Raw genomic sequence first — 18,561 nt, 5'->3', positions numbered from 1 at the left:
CGTGTTCACGACCATGACGGGGCCCGACCGGGCCGCGCAAAGGGGCTGATTCCATGACATCGGTGACGGAGGCGAGGAGGCCGACGAGCCGCGCCCCGAGCCGGGACCGCCGGCGAGGCGCTCCCGACCACGCGGCCTGGTTCCTGGTGTTACCCGCCCTGATCCCGATCCTCGTGCTCAGCGTCGGCCCCCTCCTCTACGGCGTCCTGCTGGCCTTCACCGACTCCCAGTCGGGCCGCACCGCGCCCACCCAGTGGATCGGCGGTCTCAACTTCCGGGACCTGCTGCACGACTCGCTGTTCTGGGAGTCGTTCCGGATCGGCCTGGTGTGGGCGGTCGGCGTGACCGTGCCGCAGTTCCTGCTCGCCCTCGGTCTCGCCCTGCTCCTCAACCAGGATCTGCGGCTGCGCTGGCTCGCGCGGGCGCTGGCGATCGTCCCGTGGGCGATGCCCGAGGTCGTCGTCGGCATCATGTGGCGCATCGTCTACAACCCGGACGCGGGCATCCTCAACGAGACCCTGCACGACCTCGGCCTCGGCAACGGCCGCGACTGGCTGAGCAGTCTGACGACCGCGCTGCCCGCCGTGATCGTCGTCGGCATCTGGGCCGGCATGCCCCAGACCACGGTCGCCCTCCTCGCCGGACTCCAGAACACCCCGCGCGAACTCCACGAGGCCGCGGCGGTCGACGGCGCCGGAGCCTGGCGCCGCTTCCGCACGGTCACCTGGCCCGCCCTCAGACCCGTGGCGCTGGCGATCACGGCGCTCAACCTGATCTGGAACTTCAACTCGTTCGCCCTGGTCTACGTCCTGACCAACGGCGGACCCGGCGGCCGCACCCGGCTGCCCATGCTCTTCGCCTACGAAGAGGCCTTCCGCTACGGCCAGTTCGGCTACGCGGCGGCGATGGGATGCGTGATGGTCGCGGTGATCTCGGTGCTCCTCGCCGTCTTCCTCGTGGGCCGTATCAGGGGAGAGGACGCGTCATGAGGACCAGCACCGGAGCCCGCGCCGGACAGTACGCCGCCCTGGTCGCCTATCTCGTCTTCCTCGGCTTCCCGCTCCTCTGGCTGATCTCCACCGCCTTCAAGTCCCCGCGCGAGCTGGGCAGTCTGCATCCCACCTGGATCCCCCGCCACCCCACGCTCGACAACTTCCGCCAGGCCTTCGGCGAACAGCCGCTGCTGCACGCCGCGTTGAACTCCCTGCTGGCCGCGCTCGGGGCCGCGCTGATCGCCGTGGTGATCGCGACCCCGATGGCGTGGGTGATGGCCCGGCGCCGCACCCTGCTCGCGCGGGCCGCGACCGGGTGGGTGGTGGTCAGCCAGGCGTTCCCGTTCGTGCTGGTGATCATCCCGCTCTTCCTGGTGCTGAAGAACCTGCGGCTGATCGACTCCCTGGCCGGACTCGTCCTGGTCTACGTGGTGTGGTCGCTGCCGTTCGCGCTGTGGATGCTCGTCGGCTATGTCCGGGCGGTACCACCGGAGTTGGAGGAGGCGGCGGCCGTCGACGGCGCGGGAAAGCTGCGGACGCTGGTGTCGGTCACGGCGCCCCTGCTCGCGCCGGGCATCGTGGCGACGGCACTGTTCGCGTTCGTCACCGCGTGGAACGAGTTCTTCTTCGCCCTGGTCCTGCTCAAGACCCCGGAGAAACAGACCCTCCCGGTCGTCCTCACCCACTTCATCGGCGCGGAGGGCGTCGCCGACCTCGGCCCGCTGGCCGCCGCCGCGTTCCTCGCGACCCTGCCCTCGCTCATCGTCTTCGCGCTCATCCAACGCCGCATCACCGGCGGCATGTTGACCGGGGCGGTGAAGAGCTGATGCGCACCCGCTGGATCCTCGCCCTCGCCCTGACCCTGCTCCTCAGCGGCTGCACCGGCGGCGGAAGCACCTCCGCGCACGGCCGGATCACCCTCCGCTTCCAGTCCCTGGCCTGGCAGGACGAGTCCGTCACCGCCAACAAGGAACTGGTGAAGGAGTGGAACGCCACCCATCCCGACATCAAGGTCGAGTACGTACAGGGCAGTTGGGACAGCGTCCACGACCAGCTCCTCACCTCCTTCGAGGGCGGCGAGGCCCCCGACATCATCCACGACGCCTCCGACGACCTCGCGGACTTCGCCTACGGCGGCTACCTCGCCGACCTCCGCGACCTGCTCCCCGCCCGCCTCACGTCGGAGATCCCGCAGCGCAGTTGGGACACGGCGACCTTCGGGAACGGCGTCTACGGCGTCCCGTTCCTCCAGGAGCCCCGGGTGATCGTCGCCAACGCCACCTGGCTGAAGAAGGCGCACGTACGCATCCCGACCCCCGAACACCCGTGGACCTGGACCGAGTTCAGGGACATCACCCGGCGGCTCAGCGGCAACGGCACGTACGGCGTGGCCTGGCCGCTCAAGGAACCGGTGTCCGCCACGCTCAACCTGTCCCTGTCGGCGGGCGGCGAGATGTTCCACCGGGGCAAGGACGGCAAGGTGACCGTCCGCTTCGACCAGGCCGACCAGGTCGTCCCCCGCACCATCCGCGACCAGGCCGACACCGACCACAGCGCCTCACCCACCACCCTCGGCAGCGGCGGCTCGGACACGCTGCCCGGCTTCTTCGGCGGCAAGTACGCGATGATCCCGCTCGGCTTCTCCTACCGCCAGCAGATCGTGCAGCAGGCCCCCAAGGGCTTCGACTGGCAGGTCCTGCCCGCCCCGGCCGGCGCCGACGGCCTCACCCAGGGCGTCAGCCCGCAGACACTGTCCATCGCCCAGGACAGCCCGCACAAGAAGGAGGCCGCCGAGTTCATCGCCTTCCTCCTCCAGCCCAAGAACATGGTCCGCCTGGCCCTCGGCGACTGGATGCTCCCCACCGCCACGCAGGCCCTCAAGTCCCCGGCCCTGCAGACCACCAAGAACGACTGGTCCACCGGCACCGCCCTGGCCGACGACCTCGTCCCGGCCCCCGCCCAGTCGGTACGCGGCTATCCCGAGTGGAAGGACAAGGTCGCCACCCCGGCCTTCCAGGAGTACTACAGCGGAGCGATCACCCTCACCGAACTACGCCAACGCCTGGAGAAGGACGGCAACTTGGTCCTGGCGAGATACCAACGCTGACGGTGTACCCCCTTCCCCGGCCGGCGTTCCTGTCCACAAAACCCCGTTGCCCCGCCCCTACCCGGCCTCCTACCGTGATCCCATGTCCGCCGCGAACGCGATCACGAACTCCGGTCCCGACCGGAGCTGCACGCATGCGATCCGTATCCGCCGCAGCCCCGGTGCCTTGACCGGCCCGGGCGCGCACGCCCGCTGACACCCCGCGCCACCACCCCCGCCGACCGCCACTGACGGTCCGCGGTTCCGCGCCGTCCTCCGGTCAGGGCCTTCGTCTGCCCGTATGCCCTTCACGGAAGACAAGGACCGCAGGCCATGGCCCGCCCTGCCCGCATTTCCCGCGCGCTCTCGCAGAACTTCCTCGCCGACCGCGCCACCGCCGAACACGTCGCCCGCCTGGCCGTCCCGCACGGTCGACAGGTACCGCTCCTCCTCGAAGTAGGGGCAGGTAAAGGCGCGTTGACCGCGAGACTCGCCCCCCGCTGCCACGAACTCCACGCCCACGAGATCGACCCCCGTCTCGTCCCGAAGCTCCGCACCCGCTTCCGCGCCACACCCCAAGTGCGGGTGATCGCCGGGGACTTCCTGGACACCCGGCCCCCGCGCACCCCGTTCGCCGTAGCCGGAAACGTGCCCTTCTCCCGTACCGCCGACATCGTCGACTGGTGCCTGCGCGCCACAGCCCTCACCGACGCCACCCTCCTCACCCAGCTCGAGTACGCCCGCAAACGCACCGGGGACTACGGCAGTTGGACCCTCCTGACGGTCCGCAGTTGGCCGTGCCACGACTGGCGGCTGGTGGGCCGGATCGACCGGCGGAGGTTCAGTCCCGTGCCGCGCGTCGACGCCGGGGTCGTACGGATCGAACGGCGCCGCACCCCGCTGCTCGAACCGGCCGCGCTGCACGACTGGCGGAAGCTGGTCGAGCTGGGTTTCTCGGGCGTCGGCGGCTCCCTGCACGCCTCGCTGCGCCGGGCTCACCCGAGACGACGCGTGGACGCCGCGTTCCGTGCGGCGAGGCTCGACCAGCGCGTCCTGGTGGGCGAGGTGCCCCCGGACCACTGGCTGCGGCTGCACCAGGAGCTGTCGTCGTAGAAAAGAGGGCGGGATGTGACGTCAGGCGTGGTGGGCGTCCGCCGGTCCGTCCGGCGTGGTGTCCGCGGGCTCGGGGTGGGAGAGGGCGGCGAGGAGCCGTAGCTTCTCGTCGCTGTCGCTGTTCTTGTCGGGGTAGTAGACGACGAGGATGACGTCGTCGACGGGGAGCTTGTCGCGGTGGAGGCGGAGTTCACCGACGACGGGGTGGTGCACCGTGGTCGTGCCGCCGTCGAGACCGCGGACGTCGTGGCGGGCCCACAGGGTGCGGAACCGCTGGCTGGACAGCGCGAGTTCGCCGACGAGTTCGACGAACCGGGGGTTGTCGGTGTCGTCGCCGATGGTGGTGCGCAGCGCGGCCACGAAATCGGCGGTGGCTCTCGTCCAGTCCTGCTGGAAGGCCTGTTCCTCGGGATCGAGGAGAAGGGAACGCAGCCGGTTCTGGCCCGGCCGCAGCCGGGGCGAGAGCGCGACGGCCATGGGGTTGGAGGCCAGGACGTCGAAGGCGCGCCCCTCGACGAACGCGGGGATCTGCAGATGGGCGAGCAGCTCGTGCACCCGCGCCGGCACGTGCTCCGGCCGCATCCGGCGCGGCGCCCTGGGCCGTGTCGCGGCGAGGCCGAGCAGATACGTCCGCTCGATGTCGTCGAGCCGCAGGACCCGCGCGAGTGACTCGAGCACCTGGGGCGAGGGGTTCTTGTCGCGGCCCCGCTCCAGGCGCAGGTAGTAGTCGGGACTGATTCCCGCGAGCAGGGCGACCTCCTCACGGCGCAGCCCGGGCACGCGGCGGTTGCCGCCGGACGGAATGCCCGCCTGCGCGGGGGAGACCAGCTCGCGCCGGGCACGGAGGTAGCTGCCGAGTCGGTTGCCGGATTCCTCGTCCTTCATGCCTTCACCGTAATCCGGTGCGCGTGATGCAGCGGGGGCCCTGTCAGGACCAGGGAGGACGGGGGCCCTGCCACACCGGCCGCAGGCCGCCGAGACTGCGGTGACAACGCGCTCTCGACTGAAGGGAAGATCCCATGGATCTCTCCAACCGCACCGTTCTCGTCGTCGGTGGAACCTCGGGCATCGGACGGGAGCTGGCCCGCCGGTTCGCCGCGGCGGGCAGCACCGTCGCCGTCGGCGGCCGTAGCCCGGAGGCACTCTCGGAACTCGCCGGGGAGGGGTTCGGCACATTCCGTATCGATGTCACGGACGGTGCCTCCGTCGCGGCGGCCCGTGGCGCCGTGCTCGCCCGCCACCCCGAGCTGGACACCGTGGTGACCATGTCGGGGGTCATGATCCTTGAGGACCTGCGCGACCCCGCGCACTTCGCGGCGGCGGAGACGACGATCGACACCAACCTGCTCGGCACCATCCGGGTCGTCGACGCCTTCACTCCCCACCTGGTCGGGCGGGGTGCCGGCACCGTCATCACCGTCACCTCCGGGATCGCCTTCCTGCCGTTCCCGCCCATGCCCGCCTACGCCGCCTCGAAGGCCGGGGTGCACGCCTACTCGGAGGCCCTGCGGGCGCAGCTCGACGGCTCCGGTGTCGACGTCGTCGAGCTCATCCCCCCGGCCGTCGCCACGGCGGGCCAGGAGAAGGTGAACCCGCACGCGCTGCCCCTCGACGACTTCGCCGGCGAGGTCATGCAGCTGCTCTCGGAGAACCCCACCCCGCACGAGGTCCTCGTGAAGGGCGTCCTCATGCACCGCTGGGCCGAGCGCGACGGCACCTACGACGACCTCGTCGCACAGCGCTCCCGGGCTCTGTCCATGCTCCCCGGCCGCGAGGGCTGACGCCCCGCACATGCCGAAGGTCCGCCGAGTCGAGGGACTCGGCGGACCTTTCAGGACGCAGCAACAGGCCCTTGGCCAGCGGGAGTTACACCCGCACGGGCTCGCCCTCGTCCGTCACCGCGGGCGGTGTGAACTCCTCCGGCGACTCGTCGTGCGTGAGGTCGGGGAGGCGGTGGAGCCACTTCGGGAGGTACCAGTTGCGCTCGCCGAGCAGGGCCATCACCGCGGGGAGCAGGACACCCCGGATGACCGTGGCGTCGATGAGGACCGCCGCCGCGAGGCCGACGCCCATCTGCTTCATGGACTGCATGGACAGCGTGCCGAAGATCGCGAACACGGCGACCATGATGACCGCGGCACTGGTGACGACACCGGCCGTGGTGACCACCCCGTGCTGGATCGCCTCCTGTGTCGTACGGCCGCGCAGCCGCGCCTCGCGGATCCGGGAGACGACGAACACGTGGTAGTCCATCGACAGGCCGAACAGGATCACGAAGAGGAACAGCGGCAGCCAGGTGACGATCGCGCCGACCCCCTCCGCGCCCACCAGCGAGGCGCCCCAGCCGTGCTGGAAGACGGCGACGAGGATGCCGTAAGCGGCGCCCACGGACAGGAGGTTGAGGGCGATCGAGGTGATCGCGACCGTCAGCGAGCGGAACGAGAGCAGCATCAGCAGGAAGGCGAAGACCACCACGAAGGCGAACACCGGGACGACGGAGCCCAGGAGCTGGTCGTTGAAGTCCTTCGATCCCGCGACGTTCCCGGTGATCGGTGCCTGTACGCCGTCGACCTTGCCGAGGGTGGCGGGCCGTACGTCGTCGCGCAGTTTCTCCAGGCTCTTGGCCGCCTTGTCCTGGTCGGAGCCGCCGACGAGCGGGACGTAGACGAAGGCGACGTTCTGCGCGTCGTGCAGCTTGATGTCGACCGGGCCGCGCGAGGCGCCCGAACTGACCGCCTGCGCCTTGAAGTCGGCCAACGCCTGCTTCACATCGGGTGCGTTGATGTCCTTCGCCTTGACGACCACCTCGGCGGGTTCCGAGCCGCCGGGGAAGGCGTCGTTGACGCGGTTGTAAGTCCCCACGATCGGGAGGGAGTTGCCGAACTCCTGGTCCAGGGTGAGGTTCTGGGTCTTCATGCCGATCGCGGGAGCGGCGATCGCGAGCAGCGCGCCGGTCGCGACGAGCACGGAGACGAGGGGCCGGGCGAGCACGCCCCTGAGGACGGCGGTCCAGAACCGGCTCTCCCCGTTGCCCCGGCGGCTGCGCCGGCGCAGGAACGGGATGCGGCCCTTCTCGACCCGCTCGCCCAACAGCGAGAGCAGCGCGGGCAGTACGGTCACCGAGCCGACCATGGCGACCGCGACGACCATCAGCGAGGCCAGGCCCATCGCCTCGAACTCGGCGAGCCCGGTGAACAGCATGCCCGCCATCGCCACGCACACCGTGACACCGGAGACGATGATCGCGCGGCCACTGGTCGCGGCGGCGATGCGCAGCGCGGCCCCGGCGTCACGGCCGGCCTCGCGCTCCTCGCGTTCGCGGCGCAGATAGAACAGGCAGTAGTCGACACCGACGGCCAACCCCACCAGCAGCATCACGGAGTTGGCGGTGTCGCTCATCGGCTGCACATGGCTGACGAGGCCCATCAGACCCATCGTCGCGATGATCGCCGTGATGGCCAGGGCCACCGGCAGCAGCGCCGCGACCAGCGCGCCGAAGGCGATCAGCAGGATGCCGAAGGCGACGGGCACGGCGGAGTACTCGGCCTTCTGGAAGTCGTTGCCGAAGGCGTCGTCGTACTGCTTCGCCATGCTGGCGCCGCCGATCTCCTCGATCCGCAGCGAGCCGTGGTCCTTCTGCACCCCGGCGACGGCCTTCAGCACCGGCGCCACCCGGTCACCGGCGGTGTCCGCGTCGCCGCGCATGTCGAACTGGACGAGCGCGCTGCGGCCGTCCTTCGAGATGGTCCGCGTGTCGTACGGGGACGACACGTCCGTGACCCGGCCGGTCCCCTCGACGGCCTTGACCACGGCGGTGACCGCGGTGCGGAACTCGCTGTCCGTGGACGTGACCGACGCGTCCTTCGACTGGATCAGGACGGTCTCACTGGACGGTTCCTTGATCCCCGCGTCGTCGATGATCGTCGCGGCGGTGTGGGTCTCGCCCTTCAGCTGGTCGCTCTCGTTGACGTCGACGCGGCCGGCGGCCGAGCCGATCCCCATCGACAGCACCACGAACAGCACCCAGATGCCGACCGCGGCCCAGCGGTGCCGGGCGCTCCAGCCGCCGGCCCGGGCGGCGAGCCCCCGTACCCGCGAATCTCCGTTCCCCATGACGGGCTTGCCCCCTTGCGCACGGTGCCAGCCCCCTGCCGCCACCTCATGGTTCGAAGGTATGCGCGGAATAAGAACGTCCCCTCGTGCTCACCGGTGAAGTACCGGGCGCCCTGCTCCTCCCGACGGACCCCGGGCCCTCCGCACTGGGGAGGACGGCGGCCCCTTACATCTACCCGGCGGGCTCGGGGGTGGTGATCAGGGTGGGAGAGGAGAGCGGTGTCCGATCCGTCGGCCCGGACCCGCTTTGTCATTACGAAACGTTGTTGAACAAGTCACAGCCGGCCGTCGGTGTGCCTGTACGTGTTGATCCCGGCCCACCTCATCCGCGAGAGTTTCCGCGCACCCGCAGTCCTGAAGCGGCCGTCGTGCCCACCCCCACGGGGCACGAAGGCCGCTTTATGGTGTCCGGATGACGACGACGTATGCGGCGCTCCTGCGCGGGATCAACGTGGGCGGCAACAAGAAGCTCCCGATGGCCGACCTGCGCACGCTCCTCGAAGGCCTCGGACTCGACGGCGTCCGCACCTACCTCCAGAGCGGCCAGGCCGTGTTCACCAGCGGCCACGGCGACGAGGAGTCCCTCGCGGCGGACATCGCGCGGGCGATCGAGGAGCGGTTCGGCTTCACGGTCGGCGTCGTCGTCCGCGACCACGCCTACCTGGCGGCGATCGTCGCCGACTGCCCCTTCCCGGCAGCCGAGTTGGAGGGCAAGCAGCTCCACGTCACCTACTACTCGGTGCCGCTCGCGGACGACCGCTTCGCCGGACTCGACCAGGCCGCCTTCCTCCCCGAGGAGTTCCGCCTCGGGGACCGCGCCCTGTACCTCTACGCCCCCGACGGCCTCGGCCGCTCCAAGCTCGCCGCGGAACTCTCCCGGCCGCGCCTCAGCAAAGGGGTCGTCGCGACGAGCCGCAACTGGAACACCGTCGTCAAACTCGTGGAGATGACGGCCGGTTGAGCGTCCGCCCGGCGTGGAAGGAGAGATCCACGCTGTGCGAGGCTCGTCGCATGCGCTACATCATCATCGGAGCAGGGGCGGTCGGCGGGGCCATCGGTGGCCGGCTGGCCGGGGCGGGACACGAGGTCGTCCTGGTCGCGCGGGGCGCGCAGCGGGCGGCGCTGACCGAGCACGGGCTGCGGCTCAAGGTGCCGGACGGCGAGTCGACGTACCGGCTGCCGGTCGTCGAAGAGCCCGCGGAACTGGACGAGTTGAGGGCCGACGACGTCCTCGTGCTGACCGTCAAGACACAGGACGTCGAGAGCGCGCTCGCGGCCTGGGGCCCGGCACCGGTCGCCGGGGGCGGTACGGCCGCCGAGCGGCTGCCGGTCGTCTGCGCGCAGAACGGCGTGGAGAGCCCGCGCCTCGCGCTGCGCCGCTTCCGGCGGGTGTACGCCGTCTGCGTCTGGCTGCCCTCGACCTTCGTCGAACCGGGTGTCGTCTCCGCCGAGGGCACCCCCCTCACCGGCATGCTCCACCTCGGCCGCTACCCGCACGGCACGGACGCGACCGCCCGGCTGATCGCCGCCGACCTGGAGAAGTCGAGGTTCGAGGCACCGGTCGTACCGGACGTCGCGCGCTGGCAGTACGCCAAGCTGCTCAGCAATCTCGGCAACGCCCTGGAAGCGGTCGTGGAAGTGCTCGACACCGAGGACCACCTCGCGTTCTACGCGCGGGTGCGGGCCGAGGGCGCTGCCGTGCTCGACGCGGCCGGGATCGACTGGGCGAGCACCGAGGAGGAGAAGGCGCTGCGCGGCGACAAGATCCGGCTCGTGGAGATCGACGGCGCCCCGCGCCGCGGCGGCTCCTCCTGGCAGTCGCTGAACCGGGGCACCGGCACCATCGAGGCCGACTACCTCAACGGCGAGATCGCGCTGCTGGGGCGCCTGCACGGCGTACCGACCCCGCTCAACGACCTGCTGCAACGGCTCGCGAACACCTTCGCGCGCGAGCACAGGCCGGCCGGCTCGCTGCCGCTCGACGAGCTGATCCGGCTCGCCGACGAGGCTGTCGCGTTTGTTCAAGAGTCCTGAGAGCGCCCTCCCTAGCGTGGGGGCATGAGCAACGACGACCTGAACCCGCAGCTGAACGACCTGTACCCGTACATGACCGAATGCGCCGCCGAGGCGGCCCGTGTCGCCCGCGGTGTCGGCGCGGACCGCCTCGACGACCCCACGCACTGCCCCGACTGGGACGTCCGCGCGATGGTCAACCACTGGGTCCTCTACACCTCGCACGGCCTGGAGCACCGCGCCCTGCGCACCCAGCTCCCCGAGGAGCTGACCACGCGCGACTTCACCGCCGATCCGGACTGGGCGCAGGCCTACGCCGCCCAGCTGGACCGGGCCGTCGCCGCCTGGGCCGACCCGGCGGTCTGGGAGGGCGAGGTCGACCTCGGCATGGCGAAGATGCCCGCCGACGAGATCGCCTCGATGATCATCAAGGAGCTGGCGGTGCACGGCTGGGACGTCGCCACCGCCACCGGCCAGCACTACCGCGTCTCGGACGGCGCCGCCCGGCTCGTCCTCGCCGTGGTCGAGAAGCACGCCGAGCTCTACCGCCAGTACGACGGCTTCGCCGACCCGGTCCCCGTACCGGCCGACGCCCCCGTCTTCGACCGCGCCCTCGCGGCCAGCGGACGGAACCCGGAGCAACAGGCCATGAGCGCGGCGGACCACTGAAGACCCGGCGAAGTGGACCACTGAGAATCCCGCACATTGGGTCGTTCTTTCAGGCCACCGCGCGGCTAACGTCTCCGGTATGAGCCAAGACAGCGGCCACGCCACCCCCGTCCGGGTCGACTTCTACTTCGACCCCGCCTGCCCCTTCGCCTGGATCACCTCCCGCTGGCTGCTGGAGGTCGAGCGCGAGCGCCCGCTCGACCTCCGCTTCCACGCGATGAGCCTCTACCTCCACAACACGGGCAACGAACTCCCCGACTGGTACCGGGAGTTGGTCGACAAGTCGATCGGCCCGGTGCGCGTCGCGGTGGCCGCCGCGGAACAGCAGGGCGACAAGATCCTGCGCGACCTCTACACCGCCTTCGGCGAGCGCATCCACGAGCGGCGCCACGACGACTTCGACGCCGTGATCACCGAGTCCCTCGCCGAACTCGGCCTCCCCGCCGTGATCACCGAGTCCCTCGCCGAACTCGGCCTCCCCGCCGACCTGGCCGCCGCCGCCCACGATCCGTCCTGGGACGACGCCGTGCGCCGCAGCCACCAGGCGGGCGTGGAGGAGGAGTCCGGCGGCTACGTGGGGACACCGACCCTGCACGTCGACGGAACGGTGTGGTTCGGACCCGTGCTCCGAGCCATCCCGCGCGGCCCGAAGGCGGCCGAACTCTTCGACAGCTTCCGGGTGTTGGCCACCAACCCCGACTTCTTCGAACTGAAGCGGACGCGCACCGGAGGCCTGTCCTTCGACTGACCGTGCCGCCTCGGACCGACACGGACTGACCCGGAGTGACGGAGGTGTGACAAGAACGCCGGACGTGACGCAGTACAGAAAGCGGCCCCCCGTAAAGGCACTTGCCGACCGGGGGGCGCCGCGCGGACGGTCGTCCGGGGTCCGACATCACAGGGGAGTGCCGGAAACCGGACGGCTTTCCGCATGCCCTACGGCCAACACCCCGCCTTGGGACGCGTGTTACGCCCCGAGAGCCGCCAATGCCGGTGCCAGGGCCGTGTCGTAGCGCTCCAGCACCACCCGCGCCACCTCCGGAGCAGGACCCAGCACCTCGGCGAGGACGTCCGCCTCCGCCGCGCCCCGCGCGATGCGGTCGGGCAGGAAGCCGGGGGCGAGGACGTACGGTGCGACGGCGACGCGTTCGCAGCCCAGGGAGCGGAGTTCGCGGACCGCGTCCTCGGTGCGGGGGAGTGCCGCCGAGGCGAAGGCGGGTCGTACGGCGCGCCAGCCGGTGTGTCGCCACTCCCGCGCCAGGCCGTCGATCACCGCGATCGCCTCCGGGTCGGTGGACCCCGCAGAGGCCAGCACGATCCCGGTCGTGGACTTGTCGGCGGGCGTCAACCCGGCCTCGTGGAGACGCCGTTCGAGGGCGCGCAGCAACAGGGGCGAGGGGCCCAGCACCTCGGCCTGCCTGATCCGCAGCTGTGGCGGCGCGTCCCGCAGGACCGCGGGGATGTCCGCCTTCGCGTGGAACGCGCGGGTCAGGAGCAGCGGGAGCGCCACGACGTCTTGGACGCCCTCCGCCGCGAGGGACTCCAACACCCCTTGTACCGAGGGGATGTTGAAGTCCAGGAAGCCGGTCTCCACGCGCAGCCCGGGCCGCCGTGACCGTATCCGGCGCACCAGGGCGTGGACGGTCGCGGCGTGCCGCGGATCGCGGCTGCCGTGGGCGATGACGAGGAGGACCGGCTTCCTGTAGTACATGGGACTCAGCTCTTCACCAGCAGACCGCGGCTGCGCAGCACCCACCGCTCCAGCGGGCTGAAGATCAGCAGGTCGATGGCGATACCGACGAACAGGATCAGGATGATGGCCTCGAAGACCCCGGCCATGTCGCTGTTGGTGCGGGCGTTCTCCAGCAACTGGCCCAGGCCCACACCGAGATCGGGGAAGCTCGCGATGATCTCCGCCGCCATCAGCGAGCGCCACGAGAACGCCCAGCCCTGCTTGAGGCCCGCCACATAGCCGGGGAGCGCCGCCGGCAGGGTGACGTGCCAGACGCCCTGGAGGCCGGTCGCGCCCATCGTGCGGCCCGCCCGCAGGAACAGCGGCGGCACCTGGTCCACGCCGGACACCAGGCCGTTGGCGATCGAGGGGACCGCGCCGAGCAGGATGACCGTGTACATCATCGAGTTGTTCAGACCCAGCCAGATCACGGCCGGCGGCACCCACGCCACCGACGGCAGCGACTGGAGACCGGACAGGATCGGGCCGATCGCCGCGCGCACGAACTTCACCCGTGCCACCAGCAGCCCCAGCGGGGTGCCGATCAGCAGCGCGAAGAAGAAGCCCAGCAGACCGCGCGAGACGCTGGTCCAGACGTAGCCGATCAGATCGCCCTTCAGCCAGGCGTCCTTGAACTCGCCGCCCACCGAACTCAGCGAGGGCAGCTTCGTCGGGTCGTCGACGATCGGGGTCAGGATCGCCCAGACCACGAGGACCACCGCGATCGCGACGATCGGCGGGAAGATCTTGCTGACGAAGGTCTGCCGCAGGCTCGGCCGGCCGGTGGCCGTGAACTCCAGTGCGTCCAGGCCGGCTTCGACGCTGCCGCCGTCCTTGACCGTCGTCGTCTCAGTGCTGGCCATGACGGCGGATCTCCCCACGCAGTACATCGGTGATCTCAAGGGACAGTTCGGCCACGGGCGCGTCCTCGATACGGCGCGGCTGCGGGATGTCGACCGTCCACTCGCGGGCGATCCGGCCGGGCCGCGAGGACAGCAGGATCACCCGCTGGGCGAGCCGCACCGCCTCGCGCACATTGTGCGTGACGAACAGGACGGACAGGCCCGTCTCGCCCCAGATACGGGTGAGTTCGTCGTGCAGCACGTCCCGCGTGATGGCGTCGAGCGCCGCGAACGGCTCGTCCATCAGCAGGATGCGGCTCTCCTGGGCGAGCGCGCGGGCCATGGCGACGCGCTGGCGCATACCGCCCGACAGCTCGTGCACCCGCTTGCCGTACGCGCCAGGCAGCCGGACCAGGTCGAGCAGCTCCTCGGTCCTGCCGCGCCGCTCCTCCTTCGGAACTCCCCTGAGTTTCAGGGCGAGTTCGATGTTCTTGCCCGCGGTGAGCCAGGGGAACAGGGCGTGCTCCTGGAACATCAGCGCGGGGCGGCCGTCCGTCGCGATGGACCCGGCGGTGGGCTTGTCGAGGCCCGCCACCAGGTTCAGCAGAGTGGACTTGCCGCAGCCCGAGGCCCCCAGGAGGGTGACGAACTCGCCCGGCGCGACATCGATGCTGATGTCGTCCAGGACGAGCTGCTGCCCGCCCGGCGTCGCGAAGGACTTCGAGACATGCTCAAGGCGTGCCGCGTGCTCGACCGACGCGGTGGTCTCCTTGGCGAGGGTCGTGGCCATGGTCGTCACCTCCTGGGAAGTCATCGGGATCCCTCGGTCAGCTCGTGCCGAGGCCGGCGGCGTCGACGGCGCTGTCACCGTCGGCCTTGAGGACCTTGTTGAGGAGCGTCAGGTCGTAGATGCCCTTCAGGTCAGGCTTCTCCAGCAGGCCGGCCTTGACCGCGTGGTCGGCCTCGGTGGTGAGGGTGGCGGCCAGCGGGTCGTTGGTGAACTGGATCGAACTCCACGCCGGGTCGAGGATGTTGGCGGGCAGCGCCTTGCCGGAGTCGGCCTCCAGCTGCTTGTTCGCCGCGGCCTTCGCCTCCGTCGGGTTGGCGTTGATCCACTTGTTGGCCGCGACCGAGCCCTTCAGGACGGCCTCGACGACCTTCGGGTGCGCCTTGAGGAACTTCTGCGACACGATGATGTTCGTGATCACGAACTTCTTGTCGGGCCACAGCGTCGACTCGTCCAGGATCGTCTTGCCGCCCTCGGCGACCAGCTTCGACGCGGTCGGCTCCGGCACCCAGGCGCCGTCGATCGAACCGGACTTGAAGGCGTCCGGGGTGATCTTGTTGTCGGTGCGGACGACGGTCACATCGCCCTTGCCGCTCTGCGCGTCGACCTTCCAGCCCTGGTCCGCGATCCAGTTGAGGAACGCCACGTCCTGCGTGTTGCCCAGCTGAGGCGTCGCGATCTTCTTGCCCTTGACGTCCTTCAGGGACTTGATCTTCTTCGGGTTGACGACCAACTTCACACCGCCCGACGCCGACCCACCGATGATCTTCAGGCTCTTGCCGTCGGACTTGGTGTAGCCGTTGATCGCGGGGGAGGGGCCGATCCAACCGATGTCGATGGAGCCCGAGTTGAGCGCCTCGATCTCGGAGGGGCCCGCGTTGAAGGTCGCGTAGTCCGCCTTGGTGGCGCCCAACTCCTTCTGGAACAGGCCCTGTTCACGGCCGACCAGCGCGGTCGCGTGGGTCAGGTTCCCGAAGTAGCCGATCTTCACGGAGGCGAGGCCCTCGATCTTCGAGGACCCCGCGGCCACCTTCTCCTTGGAGTTGGTGCTCTTGGAGTCCGACCCGTAACCGCAGGCGGCGAGGGTGAGCAGAGGGAGCGCGGCGAACACGGCTATGCCGCGACGCAGATGGGTCGAGCTGGTGGCAGGCACGGGAGGTGTTCCTCTCGTTGGCCCGGCGGTCACGGTCTCAGGTCGTGGCCGGGAGGTCGGCAGGTCTTCGTTTTCGTCGCGTCCGGGACGTCGGGTGGGGGGACAGGGCGCGCAGGCAGTGCGCGTACGTCAGCGCGCACATCGCGCCACCCCGCCCTGCCCGCTGCCGAGGGCGCCGCTGCCGACGCGGCCGCCCTCCTTCGCGAACGTGGAGTAGAAGTCGATGGACGTCATGTCAGAAGTCCCAACCGTCGTCGTCCGTACCGTCCTTGACCGGCTCCGGCGCCGCGAACGACTCGCCGACCATGCCGGCCGTGAGCGTCGTACCGTCCGCCGGGTCGATCAGGATGAAGGAGCCCGTGCGGCGCGAGTCCGCGTACGAGTCGACCGGCAGCGGCTCCGCGGTGCGGATCTTCACGCGGCCGATGTCGTTGGCGACGAGCTGTCCCGGATGCGGGTGCAGGGACAGGTCGTCGAGCGTGAGCCGGGACGGGATGTCCTTGACGATCGCCTTGACCGTGCGGGTGCCGTGCTTGAGGAGCACCCGGTGGCCGACGGTCAGCGGCGCGTCGGCGACATGGCAGACCGTCGCCTCGATGTCCTGCGTGGTCGCCGGGGCGTCCTTGCTGGGCACGATGAGGTCGCCGCGCGAGATGTCGATGTCGTCCTCCAGCAGGAGGGTCACCGACTGCGTGGTCCACGCGGTCCGCACCGCCTTGCCGAGCAGGTCGATGCCGAAGATCTTCGTGGCCCGCCCGGACGGCAGCACCGTCACGGACTCACCGACGCGGAAGGTGCCGGCGGCGATCTGACCGGCGTACCCGCGATAGTCCGGGTGCTCCGCGTTCTGCGGCCGGATCACGTACTGCACGGGCAGCCGCGCGTGGCAGTGGCTCAGGTCGTGGGCGACCGGCACCGACTCCAGGTGCTCAAGGAAGGTCGGCCCGCCGTACCAGTCCATGTTGGCGGAGGGTTCCACGACGTTGTCGCCGGCCAGCGCCGAGATGGGGATCGCGGTGATCTCCGGGACGCCCAACTCGCTCGCGTACGCCGTGAATTCCTCGGCTATCGCGGCGAACACGGATTCCTTGTACTCGACCAGGTCCATCTTGTTGACCGCGAGGACGACATGCGGGACGCGCAGCAGCGCGGCGATCGCGGCGTGCCGCCGGGTCTGCTCGACCACACCGTTGCGCGCGTCGACCAGGACCACCGTCAGCTCGGCCGTGGAGGCACCCGTCACCATGTTGCGGGTGTACTGCACGTGACCGGGCGTGTCGGCGAGGATGAACCGGCGCCGGGGCGTGGCGAAGTAGCGGTACGCCACGTCGATCGTGATGCCCTGCTCGCGCTCGGCGCGCAGGCCGTCGGTGAGCAGCGCGAGGTCGGGGGCGTCCTGGCCGCGGTCGGCCGACACGCGCTGCACGGCCTCCAGCTGGTCGGTGAGGACCGACTTGGAGTCGTGCAGCAGCCGTCCCACGAGGGTGGACTTGCCGTCGTCGACGGAGCCCGCCGTGGCGAACCGCAGCAGCGTGGTGGCCGAGAGTTCCTCGGTCGTGATGGTGCTCATGGTTAGAAGTACCCCTCGCGCTTGCGGTCTTCCATCGCGGCCTCGGACAGCTTGTCGTCGGCCCGCGTCGCGCCCCGCTCGGTCAGCCGGGAGGCGGCGATCTCGGTGATGACCTGCTCCAGCGTCACCGCGTCCGAGTCGACGGCACCCGTGCACGACATGTCGCCCACGGTCCGGTACCGCACGAGCCGCTTCTCGACCGTCTCGGTCTCCTTCGGCCCGCCCCACTCGCCGGCGGTCAGCCACATCCCGGCGCGGCTGAACACCTCACGCTCGTGCGCGAAGTAGATCTGCGGCAGCTCGATGCCTTCGCGGGCGATGTACTGCCAGACGTCCAGTTCGGTCCAGTTGGAGAGCGGGAAGACGCGGACGTGTTCGCCGGGTGCGTGGCGTCCGTTGTAGAGGTTCCACAGCTCGGGGCGCTGCCTGCGCGGGTCCCACTGGGAGAACTCGTCGCGGAGGCTGAACACGCGTTCCTTGGCGCGGGCCTTCTCCTCGTCGCGCCGTCCGCCGCCGAAGACGGCGTCGAAGCGCTCGGCCTGGATCTTCTCGGTCAGCGGCACGGTCTGCAGGGGGTTGCGGGTCCCGTCGGGGCGTTCGCGCAGCACACCGCGGTCGATGTAGTCCTGTACGGAGGCCACATGGAGGCGCAGCCCATGTGCGGCCACCACACGGTCGCGGTACTCAAGGACCTCGGGGAAGTTGTGTCCGGTGTCCACATGGAGGAGTGAGAACGGCACCGGCGCCGGCGCGAACGCCTTCAACGCCAGGTGCAGCATGACGATCGAGTCCTTGCCGCCGGAGAAGAGGATCACCGGCCGCTCGAACTCGCCCGCCACCTCACGGAAGATGTGCACCGCCTCGGACTCGAGAGCGTCCAGGTGCGAGAGGGCGTACGGCGTGTCCGTACCCTCGTCGGCCGTGGCAACGGTCGTCGTCATGCCAGTCCCCTCTCGGTGAGCAGCGCGTGGACGGCCGCCGCCGACTCCTGCACGGTCTGGTGCTGCGACTCGATCCGCAGGTCCGGCGACTCGGGCTCCTCGTACGGGTCGTCGACCCCGGTGAGCCCGGTCAGTTCACCGGCGGCCTGCTTGGCGTAGAGACCCTTCACATCGCGTACGGAGCACACGTCGACCGGGGTCGCCACATGCACCTCGACGTAGGCGGCGCCGCTCTCCTGGTGCCGCTTGCGGACGGCCTCGCGGCTGTCGGTGTACGGCGCGATGACCGGGACGAGCGCCAACACACCGTTGCGGGCGAGCAGTTCGGCGAGGAAGCCGATGCGCTGCACGTTGGTGTGCCGGTCCTCGCGGGAGAAGCCGAGGCCCGCCGAGATGAACTCGCGGATCTCGTCGCCGTCGAGCACCTCGACGAGGCGGCCCTCCTCGCGCAGCCGGCCTGCCAGCTCGTACGCGATGGTGGTCTTGCCGGCGCTCGGCAGACCCGTGAGCCAGACGGTGGCTCCGGTCGTCACGTGCAACTCCTTGTCGC

The 18,561-nt window shown here is 70.3% G+C and carries 18 protein-coding genes; 9 read left to right on the top strand and 9 right to left on the bottom strand.

From position 1 onward, the window contains the following. Positions 1-53: 53 nt before the first annotated feature. The 4 genes from OHT77_RS10430 (at position 54) to erm (ending at position 4,191) form a co-directional block, all read left to right on the top strand. On the top strand, positions 54-989 hold the full coding sequence (locus OHT77_RS10430) for a carbohydrate ABC transporter permease (protein ID WP_328827916.1): 936 nt from the start codon (positions 54-56) through the stop codon (positions 987-989). After that, positions 986-1,819 carry a carbohydrate ABC transporter permease gene (locus OHT77_RS10425; protein WP_328827914.1) on the top strand — a complete coding sequence of 278 codons (834 nt, stop codon included), beginning with the start codon at positions 986-988 and terminating at the stop codon, positions 1,817-1,819. The genes OHT77_RS10430 and OHT77_RS10425 overlap by 4 nt, the downstream gene beginning before the upstream one ends. After that, entirely contained in the window at positions 1,819-3,099 is a 1,281-nt protein-coding gene (locus tag OHT77_RS10420; protein ID WP_328827912.1) for an ABC transporter substrate-binding protein, read from the top strand. The genes OHT77_RS10425 and OHT77_RS10420 overlap by 1 nt, the downstream gene beginning before the upstream one ends. Before the next feature lie 312 nt (positions 3,100-3,411). Further along, positions 3,412-4,191 (top strand): ErmE/ErmH/ErmO/ErmR family 23S rRNA (adenine(2058)-N(6))-methyltransferase, encoded by a 780-nt coding sequence (gene erm / locus OHT77_RS10415; RefSeq protein WP_328827911.1) that lies wholly within the window; start codon positions 3,412-3,414, stop codon positions 4,189-4,191. A 21-nt stretch (positions 4,192-4,212) separates the two neighbouring features. Here the strand turns inward: erm and OHT77_RS10410 are convergent, their stop codons facing one another. Continuing rightward, positions 4,213-5,076 (bottom strand): helix-turn-helix transcriptional regulator, encoded by an 864-nt coding sequence (locus OHT77_RS10410; RefSeq protein WP_328827909.1) that lies wholly within the window; start codon positions 5,074-5,076, stop codon positions 4,213-4,215. A gap of 134 nt (positions 5,077-5,210) precedes the next feature. Here OHT77_RS10410 and OHT77_RS10405 point away from each other — a divergent pair, with 134 nt between their 5' ends. Then, complete coding sequence (locus OHT77_RS10405; protein ID WP_328827908.1) at positions 5,211-5,972, top strand: SDR family oxidoreductase; 762 nt, start codon at positions 5,211-5,213, stop codon at positions 5,970-5,972. 85 nt (positions 5,973-6,057) lie between these two features. On the opposite strand, the gene OHT77_RS10400 is transcribed toward OHT77_RS10405, so the two are convergent. Next, complete coding sequence (locus OHT77_RS10400) at positions 6,058-8,304, bottom strand: MMPL family transporter (RefSeq protein WP_328827907.1); 2,247 nt, start codon at positions 8,302-8,304, stop codon at positions 6,058-6,060. A 412-nt stretch (positions 8,305-8,716) separates the two neighbouring features. Between OHT77_RS10400 and OHT77_RS10395 the strand changes: the two genes are divergently transcribed. The 4 genes from OHT77_RS10395 (at position 8,717) to OHT77_RS10380 (ending at position 11,734) form a co-directional block, all read left to right on the top strand. Further along, positions 8,717-9,265 (top strand): DUF1697 domain-containing protein, encoded by a 549-nt coding sequence (locus OHT77_RS10395; RefSeq protein ID WP_328827905.1) that lies wholly within the window; start codon positions 8,717-8,719, stop codon positions 9,263-9,265. A gap of 50 nt (positions 9,266-9,315) precedes the next feature. Next, positions 9,316-10,338 (top strand): ketopantoate reductase family protein, encoded by a 1,023-nt coding sequence (locus tag OHT77_RS10390; protein WP_328827903.1) that lies wholly within the window; start codon positions 9,316-9,318, stop codon positions 10,336-10,338. A 24-nt stretch (positions 10,339-10,362) separates the two neighbouring features. Beyond that, a complete protein-coding gene (locus OHT77_RS10385) occupies positions 10,363-10,986 on the top strand; it encodes a TIGR03086 family metal-binding protein (protein ID WP_328827902.1) in 624 nt (207 codons plus the stop codon). A 79-nt stretch (positions 10,987-11,065) separates the two neighbouring features. Continuing rightward, the gene (locus OHT77_RS10380; protein WP_328827901.1) at positions 11,066-11,734 is read left to right on the top strand and encodes a mycothiol-dependent nitroreductase Rv2466c family protein; all 669 of its coding nucleotides are present in this window, start codon (positions 11,066-11,068) and stop codon (positions 11,732-11,734) included. 219 nt (positions 11,735-11,953) lie between these two features. Here the strand turns inward: OHT77_RS10380 and OHT77_RS10375 are convergent, their stop codons facing one another. The 7 genes from OHT77_RS10375 to cysC all read right to left on the bottom strand — a co-directional run bounded on the left by OHT77_RS10375 (position 11,954) and on the right by cysC (position 18,544). Next, positions 11,954-12,697: a sirohydrochlorin chelatase gene (locus OHT77_RS10375; protein ID WP_328827900.1), complete on the bottom strand. Its 744-nt coding sequence runs from the start codon at positions 12,695-12,697 to the stop codon at positions 11,954-11,956. Between the two features lie 5 nt (positions 12,698-12,702). After that, the gene (locus OHT77_RS10370) at positions 12,703-13,581 is read right to left on the bottom strand and encodes an ABC transporter permease (protein WP_328827899.1); all 879 of its coding nucleotides are present in this window, start codon (positions 13,579-13,581) and stop codon (positions 12,703-12,705) included. Continuing rightward, on the bottom strand, positions 13,568-14,350 hold the full coding sequence (locus tag OHT77_RS10365) for an ABC transporter ATP-binding protein (RefSeq protein WP_266776839.1): 783 nt from the start codon (positions 14,348-14,350) through the stop codon (positions 13,568-13,570). The genes OHT77_RS10370 and OHT77_RS10365 overlap by 14 nt, the downstream gene beginning before the upstream one ends. 37 nt (positions 14,351-14,387) lie before the next feature. Beyond that, the gene (locus tag OHT77_RS10360; RefSeq protein WP_328827898.1) at positions 14,388-15,500 is read right to left on the bottom strand and encodes an aliphatic sulfonate ABC transporter substrate-binding protein; all 1,113 of its coding nucleotides are present in this window, start codon (positions 15,498-15,500) and stop codon (positions 14,388-14,390) included. A gap of 235 nt (positions 15,501-15,735) precedes the next feature. Continuing rightward, entirely contained in the window at positions 15,736-17,070 is a 1,335-nt protein-coding gene (locus OHT77_RS10355; protein ID WP_328827895.1) for a sulfate adenylyltransferase subunit 1, read from the bottom strand. Positions 17,071-17,072: 2 nt separating this feature from the next. Next, the gene (cysD, locus tag OHT77_RS10350) at positions 17,073-18,011 is read right to left on the bottom strand and encodes a sulfate adenylyltransferase subunit CysD (protein WP_328827894.1); all 939 of its coding nucleotides are present in this window, start codon (positions 18,009-18,011) and stop codon (positions 17,073-17,075) included. After that, positions 18,008-18,544 (bottom strand): adenylyl-sulfate kinase, encoded by a 537-nt coding sequence (cysC, locus tag OHT77_RS10345; RefSeq protein ID WP_384296155.1) that lies wholly within the window; start codon positions 18,542-18,544, stop codon positions 18,008-18,010. Before cysC ends, cysD begins: the two co-directional genes overlap by 4 nt. Positions 18,545-18,561 lie beyond the last annotated feature (17 nt).

The sequence above is a fragment of the Streptomyces sp. NBC_00252 genome (genome assembly GCF_036187565.1).
Lineage (GTDB): Bacteria > Actinomycetota > Actinomycetes > Streptomycetales > Streptomycetaceae > Streptomyces.
The sequence above is the reverse complement of the archived record's forward strand: the minus strand, read 5'-3'. Positions and strand labels throughout refer to the sequence as shown.

Excerpts from the sequence above, each read along its gene's own strand:
- OHT77_RS10390 (WP_328827903.1), top strand. The coding sequence starts at position 9,316 with ATGCGCTACATCATCATCGGAGCAGGGGCGGTCGGCGGGGCCATCGGT.
- OHT77_RS10410 (WP_328827909.1), bottom strand. The coding sequence starts at position 5,076 with ATGAAGGACGAGGAATCCGGCAACCGACTCGGCAGCTACCTCCGTGCC.
- OHT77_RS10355 (WP_328827895.1), bottom strand. The coding sequence starts at position 17,070 with ATGAGCACCATCACGACCGAGGAACTCTCGGCCACCACGCTGCTGCGG.
- cysD (WP_328827894.1), bottom strand. The coding sequence starts at position 18,011 with ATGACGACGACCGTTGCCACGGCCGACGAGGGTACGGACACGCCGTAC.
- OHT77_RS10365 (WP_266776839.1), bottom strand. The coding sequence starts at position 14,350 with ATGGCCACGACCCTCGCCAAGGAGACCACCGCGTCGGTCGAGCACGCG.
- OHT77_RS10375 (WP_328827900.1), bottom strand. The coding sequence starts at position 12,697 with ATGTACTACAGGAAGCCGGTCCTCCTCGTCATCGCCCACGGCAGCCGC.
- OHT77_RS10380 (WP_328827901.1), top strand. The coding sequence starts at position 11,066 with ATGAGCCAAGACAGCGGCCACGCCACCCCCGTCCGGGTCGACTTCTAC.
- OHT77_RS10430 (WP_328827916.1), top strand. The coding sequence starts at position 54 with ATGACATCGGTGACGGAGGCGAGGAGGCCGACGAGCCGCGCCCCGAGC.
- OHT77_RS10425 (WP_328827914.1), top strand. The coding sequence starts at position 986 with ATGAGGACCAGCACCGGAGCCCGCGCCGGACAGTACGCCGCCCTGGTC.
- OHT77_RS10385 (WP_328827902.1), top strand. The coding sequence starts at position 10,363 with ATGAGCAACGACGACCTGAACCCGCAGCTGAACGACCTGTACCCGTAC.
- OHT77_RS10400 (WP_328827907.1), bottom strand. The coding sequence starts at position 8,304 with ATGGGGAACGGAGATTCGCGGGTACGGGGGCTCGCCGCCCGGGCCGGC.
- OHT77_RS10370 (WP_328827899.1), bottom strand. The coding sequence starts at position 13,581 with ATGGCCAGCACTGAGACGACGACGGTCAAGGACGGCGGCAGCGTCGAA.
- erm (WP_328827911.1), top strand. The coding sequence starts at position 3,412 with ATGGCCCGCCCTGCCCGCATTTCCCGCGCGCTCTCGCAGAACTTCCTC.
- OHT77_RS10395 (WP_328827905.1), top strand. The coding sequence starts at position 8,717 with ATGACGACGACGTATGCGGCGCTCCTGCGCGGGATCAACGTGGGCGGC.
- OHT77_RS10420 (WP_328827912.1), top strand. The coding sequence starts at position 1,819 with ATGCGCACCCGCTGGATCCTCGCCCTCGCCCTGACCCTGCTCCTCAGC.
- OHT77_RS10405 (WP_328827908.1), top strand. The coding sequence starts at position 5,211 with ATGGATCTCTCCAACCGCACCGTTCTCGTCGTCGGTGGAACCTCGGGC.